This window comes from Actinomadura napierensis, from assembly GCF_039529375.1.
Taxonomy (GTDB): domain Bacteria; phylum Actinomycetota; class Actinomycetes; order Streptosporangiales; family Streptosporangiaceae; genus Spirillospora; species Spirillospora napierensis.
In genome coordinates, this window is the sequence record NZ_BAAAMR010000091.1 from 1 (window position 1) to 15,575 (window position 15,575).

Genomic DNA, 15,575 nt, shown 5'->3' on the forward strand with positions numbered 1-15,575 from the left:
GGCGGGGGCGGCGGGGCGGAGTCGGGGTATCCGGGCGACGCGGTGGCCGCGGCGTCGAGCCGCGCGGTCAGGTCGCCGGCGACCTCGCGGGCCGACCGGATCAGCAGCGACCGGTCCAGCCGGCCGCCCCAGCGGCCCGACAGCAGGTCGGCGCCCTTCGGGTCGAGCGCGAGCCCGCCGAGCACCCGCACGTCGGGCGGCGGCGGACCGGCCGGCGCGGCCGGGTCCGGGACCTGCCGGCCGCGCGCGCCGCGGACGATCCGGGCGACCTCGGCGAGGGCACCGCGGAAGTCGCGCGGGTCGGCGAGCACCAGCACCCCGATCGGCGGCCCGCCGCGCAGCTCCGCGCTCAGCGCCGCGACGCGCTCGCGCAGGTGCGCGACCTGTTCGAGGGTCGCCCGGGTGAGCAGGACGACCAGGTCGGCCTCGCGCAGCAGGCCGATCTGCGGGGTGCCGGCGCCGAGCCGCCCGCAGTCGGCGATCACGTCGACCGGGGCGAGGCCGGCGAACGCGCGGCCGAGCGGCCCCCACAGCCACGTCATGGCCTGCGCCTGCTCGGCGTTGGTGGTCCCGACGAGGACGTCGAGGCCGCCGACGAGGCGCTGGCAGTGCTCGGCGACCTGGTCGGGGCGCAGCCCGCGGCGGGCGGTCGCGGCGAGGCTGAGCAGCCCGCGCGCGGGGTTCAGCATGCCGCCGTCGCGCTCGCCGCCGCCGGGGGCCGCGGCGGGCAGCCGGTACACCAGGTCGCCGCCCCCCTGGTCGCACTCGGCGACCAGCACCGGGCGCGGCCACACCGCGCCGAGGGCCACGGCCGCCGTCGTGACGCCCGGCGCCCCCTTGTCGGCCGCGAGCGCGATCAGTGCCACGGTCAGTTCCCGCCCGTGCCCGGGGTGCCGTTGCCGGCGCCCGGCGTGCCCGTGCCCGTCCCGGCGCCCGCGCCGTCGCCGCCGGGCTCGGCGGGCGGCTGCGCGCCGCCGGAGGGCGCGGCGGACGGCTGCCCGGCCACCTTCGTCCCGCCGGGGATCAGCGCGATCGCGACCGTCCCGGCGGACGCGGCCTCCGTCACCTGCGCGGCGTCGCCGGGCGCGACCGCGACGTCGACGTTCGTCTGGTCGGAGCGCAGCCGGCCGCTGCCGCCGCCCCCGACGTTGACCACGATGGCGTCGGCGGCGAGCACCGTCCCGGCGCGCGGCCCGCCCCCGCCGCCGTTGCCGACCGCGTAGAGCGTCACCTTCTTGCCGCTCTCGACGCCGCCGGACGGCAGCTGGCCCGGCTTGAGCGCGAGGCCGACGACGAGCCGGCCCTTCGCCGCCTCGTCGGTCCGGCCGATCATGCCGTTGGTCAGCAGCGCGCCCTTCACCAGCGGGACGGACGCGTAGTAGCGGGACACGTTCAGCCGCTCGGACCAGTTGACGAACTGGACGCCGGTGTCGCCGATCTGCACCTCTTCCAGGGCGCTCTGCGGGATCCGCTGCCCGGCCGCGACCGGCTGCGCGATCCGGATCGCCGACACCCGCTGCCCGCTCGCCATCACCAGGTAGGCGCTGGCGAGCGCGCCGCCGAGGATCAGCAGCACCGCCAGGGCGGCCAGCGCCGGCTTGCGCTCGCGCGGGGAGACGGGCAGCCGCTGCCCGCCGGACGTGCCGAGCCCGGAGCGCCCGGGACCGCCGCCCGCGCCGGGGCCGGAGGAGCCGCCGGACGAGCCGCCGGCGAGGGTCTGCCGATCAGCCTTCATCGCGCTGCGCACGTGCCCCTTCCCGCCCTCCTGCGGACCTCGCCTCAGGAGGTCTCCGCATCACCGGGCGATCCATGCTTGCGGTGCGGGCAAGGCCGCGTCAATGGATTCGGTGAGGGTAAGCGGGCCGTTCTCCGTCACTACCGTGGTGACCTGCGAATTCACCGGTCACTTCGGTACTTACCACGAGTCACATCTGTCACTACCGCATCCGCGTCGCCGCTATGGCGCGTTCCGGAAGCCGACGAGGCGGCCGAGCAGAGCCATGCTGTGGTCGAAGTAGGCGGCTCGTTCCTCGATCACGTTGGTGAATTGCCCGAACAATTCGAAGCTGACCGTCCCGTACAAACCGGCCCACGCGGTGAAGGCGCGCGCGATCACGTCCTCCGGCGCGTTCACGGGGAGCGCGGCCCGGGCCCGCGCCAGGTCCCCGGCCAGGAGCGGCGGCGCGGGCGGGCACGGGCCGGCGGGGTCGAGCGCGTCGGCGGCGTGCGCCTCCTCGACGATCCGCACGAAGACGACCGTGTCGCGCAGGGCGGCGGGGACGGTGTCCTGGGGCGCCTCGTAGCCGGGCACGGGTGATCCGTACAGCAGCGCGTACTCGTGCGGGTGCGCGAGCGCCCATTCGCGGACGGCCCGGCACACCGCGAGCCACCTCCCGGCGAAGGGCTCCCCCTCCTTGCGCGCGGTCTCCTCGGCGCGCTCCACGGCCTCGCCCACCGCGTTGTAGCCGTCGATGATCAGCGCGGTCAGCAGGTCGTCCCGGCTGGGGAAGTAGCGGTAGATCGCCGAGGAGACCATGCCCATCTCGCGGGCGACCGCGCGCAGCGACAGCCCCGCCGCGCCCGCGGTCGCCAGCTGCTCGCGCGCGATGCCGGTGATCTCCCGGACCAGCTCCGCGCGCACCCGTTCCCGTGCCGTCCGTCCGCTCATGCGACGAGGCTAGCAGAGCACCAGAACAAAACGAGAGCACTGCTCTTGACGAACAGTGCTCACAAGAGAGAGCATTGCTCTCGTCGCAGAGCGCCGGACCACGGCGCTCCCGGGCACCAGGGAGACCGAGATGGGCAAGCACGTGATCGTCGGAGCCGGCCAGGTCGGCTCGCACCTCGCCGAGCGGCTCGCCGGGATGGGCCACGACGTCACCGTCGTGACGCGGTCCGGGTCCGGGCCGGAGGGCGTCGAGCGGATCGCCGCCGACGTCGCCGACCGGGCCCGGCTGACCGCCGCCGCCAAGGGCGCCGACACGATCTACAACTGCGTCAACCCGCGGTACCACCGCTGGGTGCAGGACTGGCCGCCGATGGCCGCGTCCTTCCTCGGCGCCGCCGAGGACACCGGCGCGGCCCTGGTCACCCTCGGCTGCCTCTACGGGTACGGGCCGGTGGACGGCCCGATGACCGAGGACGCCCCGATGGCGGCGACCGGCGTCAAGGGCCGGGTCCGGGCGAAGATGTGGCACGACATGCTCGCCGCGCACGAGGCCGGCCGCATCCGCGCCACCGAGCTGCGCGGCTCCGACTACTACGGCCCGCGCAGCACCGACCAGGCGTACATCGGCGAGACGCGGTTCGTGAGGCCGCTGCTGGCGGGCAAGCGCGTCGCCTACTTCAGCGACCCGTCGGTCCCGCACGCCTGGACGTACCTGCCGGACGTCGCCCAGGCCCTCGCCATCGCCGGGACGGACGAGCGCGCCTACGGCCGGGCCTGGCACATCCCGACCGGCCCCGCCGTCTCGACGATCGAGGTCGGCGAGCGGCTGTGCCGGATCGCGGACGCGCCCGCACCGCGCGTCTACGAGGTGCCGCGCCCGATCTTCAACGCGCTCGGCCTCGCCAACCCGATGGTCCGGGAACTGCGGGAGACCAGGTACCAGTTCGACAAGCCGTACATCCTGGACTCCTCCGCCTTCGAGACCGCCTTCGGAATGGCGCCGACCCCCATGGACGACGCCCTGAGGACCATCGTCGCCGCGTCCCGCGAATCCCGGGCGGACGCGCGGTGAGGCCCCGGGCCCGCTTCGCCGGAAAGTGACGGGCCCGGTAATTAAGCTGGCCCGGACTGGCAGCGCCGGCATTGCGGGCGGCGCGCGATGGAGGGCTCGGATGCGGATCTCGTTCACGGCGCTGACCGGCGGCGGACCACGCGACGTCGTGATCACGATGGACTCCGGAATCACCGTCGCCGGGGTCGCGCGGTCGCTGGCCGCCGCCCTCGACGCGCCGGCGACGGCCGGCGGGGTCCCCGCTCCGCGCTTCTCCAAGGAGGCGCTGCTCACCGGGGGCCCGCGCGCGCCGCGGCCCGCCTCCGGCGGGTCGTCCGCCGAGCGCATGGCGCTGTGGATGGACGGCCGGATGCTCGACCCGCAGGCCCTCGCCGCCAAGGAGCTGCGCGACGGCGCGGTCGTCGCGGTCGAGCGGGGCGCCGCCGCCGCGACCGTGCTCGCCGAGCCGGCCGGCCTGGTCGAGGTCCGGGTCGTCGGCGGGCCCGCCGCCGGACCCGTGCACCGGCTCGGCCTCGGGGTCGGCACGATCGGCTCCGGCGACGACGTCGACGTCGTCCTCGCCGACCCGTCCGTCCCGGCCCGGTCGCTGCGGATCACGGTCGGCCGCGACGCCGTGCGGGTCGAGGCGTCCGCGATGACGATGCAGGGCGCCGCCGCGCTGGACGGCGAGCCGCTCACCGCCGGGACCGTCTGGCCGATGGGCGGGATGCTGTCGGTCGGCGCGAGCGTGCTGACCCTCGCGCCGAGCGCCGCGCCCGACACCCACCTGGAGCCGCTGCCGGAGGGCGGCTTGGCGTTCAACCGGCCGCCCCGGCTCGCCCCGGCGCACCGCGTCCGGACCCTGGAGGTGCCGAAGCGGCCCGAGCGCAACCCGCGCGAGCGGCTCCGGCTGTTCGGCGCGATCCTGTTCGCGGCGTTCGGGCTGGCCATGGCGTTCGGGCTGCACCAGTGGTGGTGGGCGCTGTTCGCGCTGGCCTGGCCGCTGATGACGGTCGGCGAATGGGCCGGCGACCGGATGCACGGCCGCAAGTCCTACAAGAAGGCGCTGAAGGAGTACCAGCGCAAGGCCGGCGAGTTCGACGGCGAACTCGACGGGCTGCGCCGCGAGGACGAGGCCGAACGCCGCGCCCTGCACCCCGACCCCGCCGAGGTGCTCCTCACCGCGACCGGCCCGCGCCGCCGCCTGTGGGAGCGCCGCCGCGACGACCCCGACGCGCTGCACCTGCGGCTCGGCCTAGCCGACCTGCCCGCCCGCATCGAGCCGGTCGGGGACGAGACGGGCGGCTTCCCGGTGCCCGCCGCCCGCTCGGTGCCGGTCGCGCTGCCGCTCGGCGACCTCGGCGTGATCGGCCTGACCGGGCCGCGCGCCGCGTCCCGCGCGCTCGCCCGCTGGCTCGTCGCGCAGGCCGCCGTCCTGCACAGCCCGCGCGACCTCGCGATCATCGTGCTGTCCGCCGACCAGCACGCCGGCGACGAGTGGAACTGGGTGCGGTGGCTGCCGCACTGCACGCCGCGCGAGGGCGAGGAATGCGTGGCGCTCGTCGGCGCCGACCCCGAGTCCGCCGCGCACCGCGTCACCGAACTCGCGATCCGCGTCACGGAACGCCGCCGCGCCGCACAGGCCGAATCCGCGTTCTTCGGACAGGACAAACCCGCCGACGCCGTTCCCTACAACATCCTCCTGGTACTCGACGGCGCGCGCGCACTGCGCCGCATCCCCGGTATGCCGATGCTGCTGTCACGCGGCGCCGAGTACGGCATCCACGCCATCTGCGTGGACGACGAGGAACGGCTCCTCCCCGAGGAGTGCAACGCCATCGCCGCATGGGACCCGCAGGACCCGTCGCATCTCCGGCTCCGTGGCCAGGGGCTCGACGCCGTCGGCCCGGTGCTCGCCGACCAGGTCTCCTCCGCCTGGACCGACCGCGTGGCGCGCGCGCTGGCCCCCGTACGGGACGTGTCCCGCGAGGACGCCCAGGAGACCATCCCGTCGAACGTCCGCCTTCTGGACCTGCTCGACATGGCCGAGCCCACCGCCGAGCACATCCTCCAGTCCTGGTCGCGTACCGGTGGCCGCTGTACGCGCGTCCCCATCGGCGTGGGCTCCGGCGAGCGTCCCGGACGCCCCGGGCAGCCGTACGAGATCGACCTCCGCGCGGACGGCCCGCACGGCCTCATCGCGGGGACCACAGGCGCCGGCAAGTCCGAACTGCTGCAGACGCTCATCGCGTCCCTGGCCGTGGCGAACCGGCCCGACGAGATGACGTTCGTCCTCATCGACTACAAGGGCGGCGCCGCGTTCAAGGACTGCGCGCGCCTCCCGCACACCGTCGGCATGGTCACCGACCTCGACGGGCACGCCACCGAACGCGCCCTCGAATCCCTCGCCGCCGAACTGCGCCGCCGCGAGGAGATCCTGCTGCACGCGGGCGCGAAGGACATCGACGACTACAACGACCGGACCCGGTCGCTGCCCCGGCTCGTCCTCGTCATCGACGAGTTCGCCGCGATGGTCACCGAACTGCCCGACTTCGTCGCCGGCCTCGTCGACATCGGCCGCCGCGGACGGTCCCTCGGCGTCCACCTGATCCTCGCCACCCAGCGGCCCGCCGGCGTCGTCACCGCCGACATCCGCGCCAACACCAACCTGCGGATCGCGCTGCGCGTCACCGACCCCGACGAGTCCACCGACGTCATCGAGGGGCCGGAGGCCGCCCGCATCGCCAAGACCACGCCGGGCCGCTGCTACGTCCGGTCGGGCGCGGCGGCGCCGCATGCCGTCCAGTCCGCCCGCATCGGCGGGCGCCGCGCCGGGCCCGCCGGCCGGCACACCAGCGTCCTGCCGCTGCCCTGGCAGGGCCTCGGCCACCCGCTGCCCGCGCCCGGCGAACCGGCCGGCGGGGACGGCGACACGCCGGTCACCGACCTCGCCGTCCTCGTCCAGGCCGTCGACGAGGCCGCCCGCCGCGCCGGGATCGCCCGGCAGCCGTCGCCGTGGCTCTCCCCGCTGCCCGACCAGGTCCGGCTGACGCCGCGCGTCGCCGCCGGCGGCTCCGTCGTGGACGTGCCCGCCGTCCCGTTCGGGATCACCGACCTGCCCGCCGTCCAGTCGCGCGAGCCGCTCGTCCTCGACCTGGCGTCCGGCGGCCACCTGTACATCGCCGGGTCGGCGACGTCGGGGCGCTCCACCGCGCTGCGCACCATCGCCGGGTCCCTCGCCGGCGCCTGCTCCCCCTACGACGCCCACCTGTACGCCATCGACTGCGGCGCGAACGCGCTGCTCCCGCTGATCTCGCTGCCGCACTGCGGCGCCGTCGTCACCCGCGACCAGCTCGACCGCTGCGAACGCCTCCTCACCGCGCTGTCCGCCGAGGTCGCCCGCCGCCAGCAGCTCCTCGCCGAGGCCGGGTTCGCCTCCCTCGCCGAGCAGCGCGCCGCCGTCGCCGCCACCGACCGGCTCCCCTGGATGGTCCTGCTCCTCGACCGCTGGGAGGGGTTCCTCGGCGCGTTCGAGCACTACGACTACGGCCGCCTCGTCGAGCAGGCCCTCCGCCTGCTGCGCGAGGGCGCCGCCGTCGGCCTGCGCGCCGTCTTCACCGGCGACCGCACCGGCCTCGGCGGGCAGATCTCCACCGTCTTCGACCGCCGCCTCGTCCTGCGGATGGCCGACCCCAACGACTACGGCTACGCCGGGCTGCAGGACAAGCAGGTCCCCGCCGCGATGCCGCCCGGCCGCGCCCTCGAACCGGCCCCGCCCGGCGCCGCGCCGCGCGAGTCCCAGATCGGGCTGCTCGCCGACGACCCGTCCGGCACGTCGCAGGTCGCCGCCCTCCAGGAGATCGCCCGCACCTGCGTCGCCCGCTACGGCCGCCTCCCCCGCCGCCAGCGCCCCCTGCACGTCGACGAGCTGCCCGTCCGCGTCACCTACCGCGAGGCGATGACCCTGGACGAGGCGTTCCTCGCCCCGTCCGCGCTGTGGGCCCTCGTCGGCGTCGGCGGCGACACCCTCGTCCCCGTCGGCGCCGACCTGCTCAACGAGGGCCCCGGCTTCACCGTCGCCGGCCCGCCCCGCTCCGGCCGCTCCACCACGCTGCGCACCATCGTCCACTCGCTGCTCGACCCGGCCGTCGGCGGCGGCCTGGTCCCCGTGGTGCTGGTCACGCCGCGCCGCTCGCCGCTCCGCCTGCTGTCCGGCCGCCCGGGCGTCCTCGGCGTGCTCACCTCCGACGCGGACCCCGACGACCTGGAACGCGCGATCGGCGACGAGCACCGCTACGCCGTCGTGGTCGACGACGCCGAACTCCTCGACGAGACCGACATGGACGACGCCCTCGCGGGCGTGCTGCGGACCGCACGCGACGGCGAGCACGCCGTCGTGGTCGGCGGCACCACCGCCGACCTCGGCCGCGGCTACCGGGGCTTCCTCGCCGACGCGCGCCGGTCCCGCTCGGGCGTCCTGCTGTCCGTCGAGTCCCCCGACGATGGCGAGCTGTTCGGGCTGCGGCTGCCCCGCAACGCCCCGCTCGCGGGCCCGACCGGCCGCGGGCTCTTCGTCGCCGCCGGCACCACGACCCAGATCCAGGTGGCGCTACCGCCCCCGGTCACCAGCGAATGACGCGGAGCCGGGCGAACACCCCCTGATATGCGTGACCGTCCGCGCGGTCCGGCGGTGGGCGCCGGTGCGGGACGGTGATGCGGGTCCCGGCCTCGGGGGGATGGGCCGGGACCCGCGGTCCGTGCGAGGCGTCAGCGCGTGGCGGCCTCGATGTTCTGCTGCGACCTGCGGATGTCCTGGCTGCCCTGCTCCAGCGCGAGCGCCATCTTGTCGAAGGCGGTCTTGGCCTCGGCCCACGCGCCGCGGAACCGGTCGGCGCCGGGGCCCCACCAGGCGGCGCTGCTGCTGACCGTCCGGCCGTTGAGGTCCCTGATCAGGGCGTCCAGGTTCTTCGAGTGCTTGCTGAAGATCCGGGACAGCTCCTCCAGCTCGCCGAGGTTGGCGCCGCGCTTGTCACCGCTCATCGCTTCGACCCTCCGTCGCCGGTCGCACCGTCCGCCGGGGGGCGGGCGGGACTTCACTGGAACGTTTTCCGGTCCTGCCGCACTGCGAAAGAATGGCGACAGCCTACGCCTCTCCGATCACTCGAATCCAGCGGCGGACCCGGTATCGGGCCCCGATACGCCCATAATCCCGCCATCCAGGAGTGGCCGGATGTGGCCAGCCGCCCCCTGCCAGGTGGAGGTTTGGCGTCCCCGGCCCGCCCGGCACGGCGACGCTCCGTCATGCCGTGACGCAAATAATGACTGGCCGTCAAGGACATTTCAGAGCCGTCGCGACCCCGGCATTCCAGAAGAACGCCCCGCAATGTCGGAAAGGGAGCGGTCAGCGGGAGCCGGGCGCCGGGTCGTTCACCGGGTGCGTCCCGGGGTCGAGGACGCGCTCGCCGACCAGGACGAGCTGCTCGCCGCGCTCCTTGAACTCGAACCGGCGCCGGACCGACTGGGTGACCTTGCCGCTCCCGTACCGGACGACGGTGTGCTCAACGGCCTCCAGCGCGATCCGGTCGCCGGTGCGGACGGCCTTCCGGGCGTCCAGGCGGGTGCGGGCGCCGGTGTAGGCGGGGCCTCCCGCCACCGGGGCGCGGTTGCGATTCTCCAGCTCGTGGACGGCCCGCTCCTGGACGCGCGCGACCCGCGGGGAGATCCGGACGCCGAGCACCTCGGCGGGAGTCTCGGGGTGCCGGTGGCCGCGCTTCTCGACGAGCGCCTCGGAACGGTGCTGCAGCAGGGTGTTCGCGGCGACGGTGAGCTGCCGGGTGGTGTCGGCGTCCAGGACGGGCGAGGCGTGGCGCGCGGCCGACGAGGGCGCCGCCAGGCAGCAGGCCATGACCGCCGCGAGACCGGCCCGGGTCCAGTGGCGAGCCATCCGGCCCCTTCCCATGCGTTGCCGCGCGCTGCTGAGGCTGACCAGTGGCGAAGATACACCGGCCCGCCGGGCCCTGGGCAAGGCGCCGGAGGGGGAGGGAATGAAAACCGTTCCCGCCCTGTTGGCAGGGGTGAACAGCCGAGAACCAGGGAGGGAACGATGAGGAACAGGATCCACCCGCAGTACCGTCCGGTCGTCTTCCGCGACCGCGGTGCGGACTACGCCTTCCTGACCCGGTCGACGGCCGAGACGGACCGGACGATCGAGTGGCGGGACGGCCGCACCTACCCGCTGGTCGACGTCGACGTGTCGTCCGCGAGCCACCCGTTCTACACGGGCCGCCGGCAGGTCCTGGACGCCACGGGAGCGGTCGAGAAGTTCAACCGCCGCTACCGCCGGAGCTGAGACCTCCGAGACGCGCCCGGCGGGCCGCCACCGCGCCCCGCGCGGCCCCGGGCGGCGTCCGGCAGCGCAGGCCCGCGCCTCCCCGAGGCGCGGGCCTTCCGCATGTCCGAGGCCCTGCGGGGCAGGGGCCCGGCGAGCGGTCCCACTGAGCGGCAACCCCCTGAAAGTTGGCATCCCGGTGCAATAAGGAGGGGCTTACGAAAACCTCGAACGGCGGTTATCTAGACTGCGTGCGAGGTTTAGGGAGGAGACCCACGTGCGCAAGGTCCTGATCGCCAACCGCGGTGAGATCGCGGTTCGTATAGCCCGTGCCTGTCGCGATGCGGGGCTGGCCAGTGTGGCGGTGTACGCCGAACCCGATCTGGAGGCGCTGCACGTACGGGTCGCCGACGAGGCGTACGCCCTGGGCGGCCAGACCGCCGCCGACAGCTACCTGGACATCGGCAAGCTGCTGAAGGTCGCGGCCGAGGCCGGCGCGGACGCCGTGCACCCCGGCTACGGGTTCCTGTCCGAGAACGCCGACTTCGCCGCGGCCGTCGAGAACGCGGGGCTGACCTGGATCGGTCCGCCGCCCGCCGCGATCACCGCGCTCGGCGACAAGGTGCAGGCCCGGCACATCGCGCAGAAGGTCGGCGCGCCGCTGGTCGCCGGCACCAAGGACCCGGTGTCGGGCGCGGACGAGGTCGTCGCGTTCGCCGAGGAGCACGGCCTGCCGATCGCGATCAAGGCGGCGTTCGGCGGCGGCGGCCGCGGCCTGAAGGTCGCCCGCGATCTCGGCGAGGTCGCCGAGTTGTACGAGTCGGCGGTCCGCGAGGCGGTCGGCGCGTTCGGCCGCGGCGAGTGCTTCGTCGAGCGGTACCTGGACAAGCCGCGGCACGTCGAGACCCAGTGCCTGGCCGACAAGCACGGCAACGTGGTGGTGGTGTCCACCCGTGACTGCTCGCTCCAGCGCCGCCACCAGAAGCTCGTCGAGGAGGCCCCCGCGCCCTACCTGTCGGACGAGCAGGTCGAGCTGCTGTACACCTCGTCCAAGGCGATCCTGAAGGAGGCCGGCTACGTCGGCGCCGGGACGTGCGAGTTCCTCGTCGGCCAGGACGGGACGATCTCCTTCCTGGAGGTCAACACCCGGCTGCAGGTCGAGCACCCGGTGACCGAGGAGGTCGCGGGCGTCGACCTGGTCCGGGAGATGTTCCGGATCGCCGAGGGCGAGGAGATCGGCTACGACGACCCCGCGCTGCGCGGCCACTCGTTCGAGTTCCGGCTGAACGCCGAGGACGCGGGGCGCGGCTTCCTGCCCGCCGTCGGCACGCTGACCGCGTTCGACCCGCCGCACGGCCCCGGCGTCCGGCTGGACTCGGGGTACGTCGCCGGGCAGACCGTCCCGCAGGCGTTCGACTCGCTGATCGCCAAGCTGATCGTCACCGGCGCGACCCGCAAGCAGGCCGCGGAACGGGCCAGGCGGGCGCTGGACGAGTTCGTGGTCGGGGGCATGCCGACCGTGCTGCCCTTCCACCGGACGGTCCTGGACGACCCGGCGTTCGTCCCCGCCGACGAGGACACGCCGTTCAGCGTGCACACCCGGTGGATCGAGACCGAGTTCGACAACACGATCGAGCCGTTCGACCCCGCCGCAGCCGGCGAGGAGGCCGGGGCGGGCGAGCGCGAGCGCGTCACCGTGGAGGTCGGCGGCAAGCGCGTCGAGGTCGTGCTGCCCGCCGGGCTGGGCGCGTCCGCGGCCCCCGCGGGCGGCGCGGCGGCGCCGGGCAAGCGGCGCGGCGGCAAGAAGGGCGGCGGCGCCCAGGCGTCCGGCGACTCCCTGGTCAGCCCGATGCAGGGCACGATCGTCAAGGCCCTGGTGGAGGACGGCGCGACCGTCGCGGAGGGCGACACCATCGTCGTCCTGGAGGCGATGAAGATGGAGCAGCCGCTCACCGCGCACAAGGCCGGCACGATCACCGGCCTGACCGCCGAGGTCGGCCAGACCGTCTCGTCCGGCGCCGTCATCTGCGAGATCAAGGACTGACCGCACGGCTCACTCACGCAGTCCCGTCTGGCACCCCCGTCCGGCACGTCCGGACGGGGGTGTCGTGTTTGTCACTAAAGGTGGTTTTTACGGAACGCGTATGCGGCCCCGGTCGTCGGCACGGGTGAGGGGGCAGACTGGTAACCATGAGTTCCGCGATCCGTACCATCCGGCCGGTGCTCCGCGCCGCGGTCCCGGCGATGATCCTCGCCGTGGCGCTGCTGGCGGGCCTGGCCGCGCCCGGCCTGGCCGCGACCTCCCACACCGTCCCCGCGCAGGCGGCCGCGGCACCGGCGGCTCCGGCCCTGCCCGCTGACACCGTCGGGCAGATCGCCAAGGGCCTGCTGAGCTCGCGCCTGTACGTGACGACCGACTCCGACGCGAACCTGTCGGCGGCGGACCAGCGGCAGATCACCTCCGCGCTCGGCGGGGACCACGACGCCGACATCCGCGCCGTGGTCGTCCGCAACGACGTCAGCGGCACGCAGGTCGGGCAGATGCTCAAGGCCGTCGGAAACCGCGTCGGCAAGGGCGAGACGTACGTGGCGATCACCGCGGACGGCAGCCGGATGGGCGCGATCTCCAAGAAGCTCGACACCGGCGAGATCAACCGGCTCGTCACCCGTACCGACGGCGCGCCGCTGAAGGAGCGGCTGGTCCAGTTCGGGAACCTCGCCGAGAACAAGGTCGACGACAACAACCGGTCCGGCGCGGTCGTCGGGTACGTGGTGATCGGCGTGCTGATCCTGGTCGCCGCGGCGATCGTCAGCGTGGTCCTGGTCGCCCGCAGGCGGCGCCGCGAGCGCGACGCCCGGCGGATGGCCGACCTCAAGCAGGGCGTCGAGGAGGACGTCATCCTGCTCGGCGAGGACATCGCGCGGCTCGACCTCAACGTCATGGACCGCGGCCTCGACCCCGAGATCCGCGCCGACTACGAGCGCGCCATGAACTCCTACGACAAGGCCAAGGCGGCGACCGAACGCGCCGCCAGGCCGCAGGACATGCAGGCCGTCACGACCGCGCTGGAGGACGGCCGGTACTACATGACGGCGACCCGCGCCCGGATGGCCGGCGAGCCCGCGCCCGAGCGGCGCGCGCCGTGCTTCTTCAACCCGCAGCACGGGCCGTCCGTCCAGGACGTGACGTGGGCGCCCCCGGGCGGCGTGGCGCGGTCCGTGCCGGCCTGCGCGGCCGACGCCCGGGCCGTCCTGCAGGGCCACGACCCGGACGTCCGGATGGTGCCCTACGGCGGCGCACGGCGGCCGTACTGGGACGCGGGCCCCGCCTACGCCCCCTACGCCGGCGGCTACTACTACGGCTACGGCGGGTTCGACCTGCTCAGCGGCCTGATGATCGGCACCGCGCTCGGCTCGATGATGGGCGGCGGCTTCGGCTGGGGCGGCGGCGGCTACTACGGCGACGGCTTCGGCGGCGGCGGAGACGGCGGTTTCGGCGGCGACGGCGGCGATGTCGGCGGCGGCTGGGACTTCGGCAGCGGCGACTTCGGCGGCGGAGGCGGCGGAGGCGACTGGGGCGGCAACGACTTCGGCGGCTTCTAGAACATGACTCGCCTACCAGGCGACCCGGGCCCGTTAGGCCGGGCCCGGTACGCGCTGGGCTTCCGGCTCCCGCCCCGCAACCGCGACTGGGTCCGGCACGACCTCACCGACGCGGGCTGGCGGGCCCGGCTGCTGCTGCGGCACCTGTGCGTGATCGTGCCGGTCTGCCTGCTGCTGGCGCTGCTGCCCGGCCCCGCGTGGATGCGCGCCGCCGTCGCGCTGCTGGCGTTCCTCACCAGCACCCTCACCGTCGTGATCAGCGCCGACGACCTCCGCAGATCCCGCCTGCACCGGCACGGCCTGAACTCCCCCGACGACCGCTGACACCCGGCGCCGCGCCCAGCCCGCACGCGAGCGCGTTATCTGACCGGTGAGGCGACGCCGAAGGCGAGCCTCACCGGGAAGCTCGCGAAGCGAGTTCGCGCTCGCCCGAGCACGGTCAAGGGGCGAGCCGCCAGGCGAGCCCCTTGGGCCGGGATCGCATTAATACGCGTGCTCGGACATCAGGCGGCGGGACGCCTCGGTGATGCTGCCCGACAGCGACGGGTACACCGCGAACGTGTGCGCGACCTGGTCGACCGTCAGGTGCTGCTGCACCGCGATCGACACCCCCAGGATCAGCTCGCTCGCCCGCGGGGCCACGATGACGCCGCCCAGCACGATCCCCGTGGACGGCCGGCAGAACAGCTTCACGAAGCCGTCCTCGAACCCCTGCATCTTCGCGCGGGCGTTCGTGAACAGCGGCAGCATGACCGTCCGGGCGTTGACGTCGCCGGAGTCGACCATCTGCTGCGTCACGCCGACCGACGCCACCTCCGGGTCGGTGAAGATGTTGGACGAGACCCACCCGAGCTTCAGCGGCTGGACGGCCTCGCCGAGCGCGTGCCACATCGCGATCCGGCCCTGCATCCCCGCCACCGACGCCAGCATCAGGATGCCGGTGCAGTCGCCCGACGCGTAGATGTGCGGCACCGACGTCCGGGACACCTTGTCGACCTCGACGAACCCGCGCTTGTCGCAGTTGACGCCGATCTCCTCCAGGCCGATGCCCGTGGTGTTCGGCACCATCCCGACCGTCATCAGGCAGTGCGAGCCCTCGACCTTGCTCCCGTCCTCCAGCGTGACGATCACGCCGTCCCCGGACCGCTCCACGCCCGCGGCCCGCGACCGCGACATCACCTTCATCCCGCGCCGCAGGAACACCTCCTGCAGCACCGACGCCGCATCGGCGTCCTCGGTGGGCAGGATCCGGTCCCGCGACGACACCAGCGTGACCTTCGAGCCCAGCGACAGGTACGCCCCGGCCAGTTCGGCGCCGGTGACGCCGGACCCGACCACGATCAGCTCCTCGGGCAGCGCCGGCAGGTCGTACAGCTGCCGCCAGTTGAGGATCCGCTCCCCGTCCGGCTCGGCGCCCGGCAGCACCCGCGGCGTCGCGCCGGTCGCGAGCAGCACGATGTCGGCCCGGATCCGCCGCTCCCCGACCGCGACGACGTGCGGCTCCACCAGCCGCGCCTCGCCCCGGACGATCTTGACCTCCTCGTAGGCGAGCCGCTCCGCCACGTCGAACGACTGCGCCCGCGCGAGATCCTTCACCCGCTTGTTCACGTTGGCCATGTCGGCCTCGAGCCCGCCGACGATGCCGTCCGGGCCGCCGCTGAAGCGCAGCCCGAGGGCCGCCGACTCCGACATGACCGCCATGCGGGTCGAGGTGGCGATGAGCGTCTTGGAGGGCACGCAGTCGGTGAGCACGCACGCGCCGCCCGGCCCGTCCCGCTCGATGACGGTCACGTCCGCGCCGAGCTGCGCCGCGACGAGAGCGGCCTCGTAGCCGCCGGGGCCTCCTCCGATGATCACAATGCGGGTCACGACTCCCATTGTTTCCTACTCGGCCCGGTGGTAGGACCGGCGCCCCGCGATCGTCG

12 protein-coding genes are annotated in these 15,575 nt (G+C 74.4%); 6 read left to right on the forward strand and 6 right to left on the reverse strand.

Annotated elements, in window-relative coordinates; genetic code table 11:
• From ABD296_RS36625 to ABD296_RS36635, 3 genes are all read right to left on the reverse strand, one after another.
• Window positions 1–866: hypothetical protein (locus ABD296_RS36625; RefSeq protein ID WP_344278307.1), on the reverse strand; the 866-nt coding region annotated here is incomplete at its 3' end.
• A gap of 2 nt (window positions 867–868) precedes the next feature.
• Complete coding sequence (locus ABD296_RS36630) at window positions 869–1,747, reverse strand: hypothetical protein (protein ID WP_344278309.1); 879 nt, start codon at window positions 1,745–1,747, stop codon at window positions 869–871.
• Between the two features lie 210 nt (window positions 1,748–1,957).
• Entirely contained in the window at window positions 1,958–2,668 is a 711-nt protein-coding gene (locus tag ABD296_RS36635; protein WP_344278311.1) for a TetR/AcrR family transcriptional regulator, read from the reverse strand.
• A 130-nt stretch (window positions 2,669–2,798) separates the two neighbouring features.
• On the opposite strand from ABD296_RS36635, the gene ABD296_RS36640 reads away from it, so the two are divergent.
• A complete protein-coding gene (locus ABD296_RS36640; protein WP_344278314.1) occupies window positions 2,799–3,740 on the forward strand; it encodes an NAD-dependent epimerase/dehydratase family protein in 942 nt (313 codons plus the stop codon).
• Window positions 3,741–3,840: 100 nt separating this feature from the next.
• The gene (locus ABD296_RS36645) at window positions 3,841–8,355 is read left to right on the forward strand and encodes an FtsK/SpoIIIE domain-containing protein (protein ID WP_344278317.1); all 4,515 of its coding nucleotides are present in this window, start codon (window positions 3,841–3,843) and stop codon (window positions 8,353–8,355) included.
• Window positions 8,356–8,486: 131 nt separating this feature from the next.
• Here ABD296_RS36645 and ABD296_RS36650 read toward each other — a convergent pair whose 3' ends face one another.
• Together ABD296_RS36650 and ABD296_RS36655 are read right to left on the reverse strand one after the other, a co-directional pair.
• A complete protein-coding gene (locus ABD296_RS36650; RefSeq protein WP_344278320.1) occupies window positions 8,487–8,759 on the reverse strand; it encodes a WXG100 family type VII secretion target in 273 nt (90 codons plus the stop codon).
• A gap of 361 nt (window positions 8,760–9,120) precedes the next feature.
• Complete coding sequence (locus ABD296_RS36655; protein WP_344278323.1) at window positions 9,121–9,663, reverse strand: hypothetical protein; 543 nt, start codon at window positions 9,661–9,663, stop codon at window positions 9,121–9,123.
• Between the two features lie 159 nt (window positions 9,664–9,822).
• Between ABD296_RS36655 and ABD296_RS36660 the strand changes: the two genes are divergently transcribed.
• From ABD296_RS36660 to ABD296_RS36675, 4 genes are all read left to right on the forward strand, one after another.
• Window positions 9,823–10,068: a type B 50S ribosomal protein L31 gene (locus tag ABD296_RS36660; RefSeq protein WP_344278326.1), complete on the forward strand. Its 246-nt coding sequence runs from the start codon at window positions 9,823–9,825 to the stop codon at window positions 10,066–10,068.
• A 256-nt stretch (window positions 10,069–10,324) separates the two neighbouring features.
• Window positions 10,325–12,091: an acetyl/propionyl/methylcrotonyl-CoA carboxylase subunit alpha gene (locus ABD296_RS36665; protein ID WP_344278329.1), complete on the forward strand. Its 1,767-nt coding sequence runs from the start codon at window positions 10,325–10,327 to the stop codon at window positions 12,089–12,091.
• A 146-nt stretch (window positions 12,092–12,237) separates the two neighbouring features.
• Window positions 12,238–13,650, forward strand: a complete 1,413-nt coding sequence (locus tag ABD296_RS36670; RefSeq protein ID WP_344278332.1) for a hypothetical protein — start codon at window positions 12,238–12,240, stop codon at window positions 13,648–13,650.
• A gap of 3 nt (window positions 13,651–13,653) precedes the next feature.
• A complete protein-coding gene (locus ABD296_RS36675) occupies window positions 13,654–13,974 on the forward strand; it encodes a DUF5313 family protein (protein ID WP_344278335.1) in 321 nt (106 codons plus the stop codon).
• Between the two features lie 159 nt (window positions 13,975–14,133).
• Here the strand turns inward: ABD296_RS36675 and ABD296_RS36680 are convergent, their stop codons facing one another.
• Complete coding sequence (locus ABD296_RS36680) at window positions 14,134–15,519, reverse strand: NAD(P)H-quinone dehydrogenase (protein WP_344278337.1); 1,386 nt, start codon at window positions 15,517–15,519, stop codon at window positions 14,134–14,136.
• Between the last annotated feature and the right edge of the window lie 56 nt (window positions 15,520–15,575).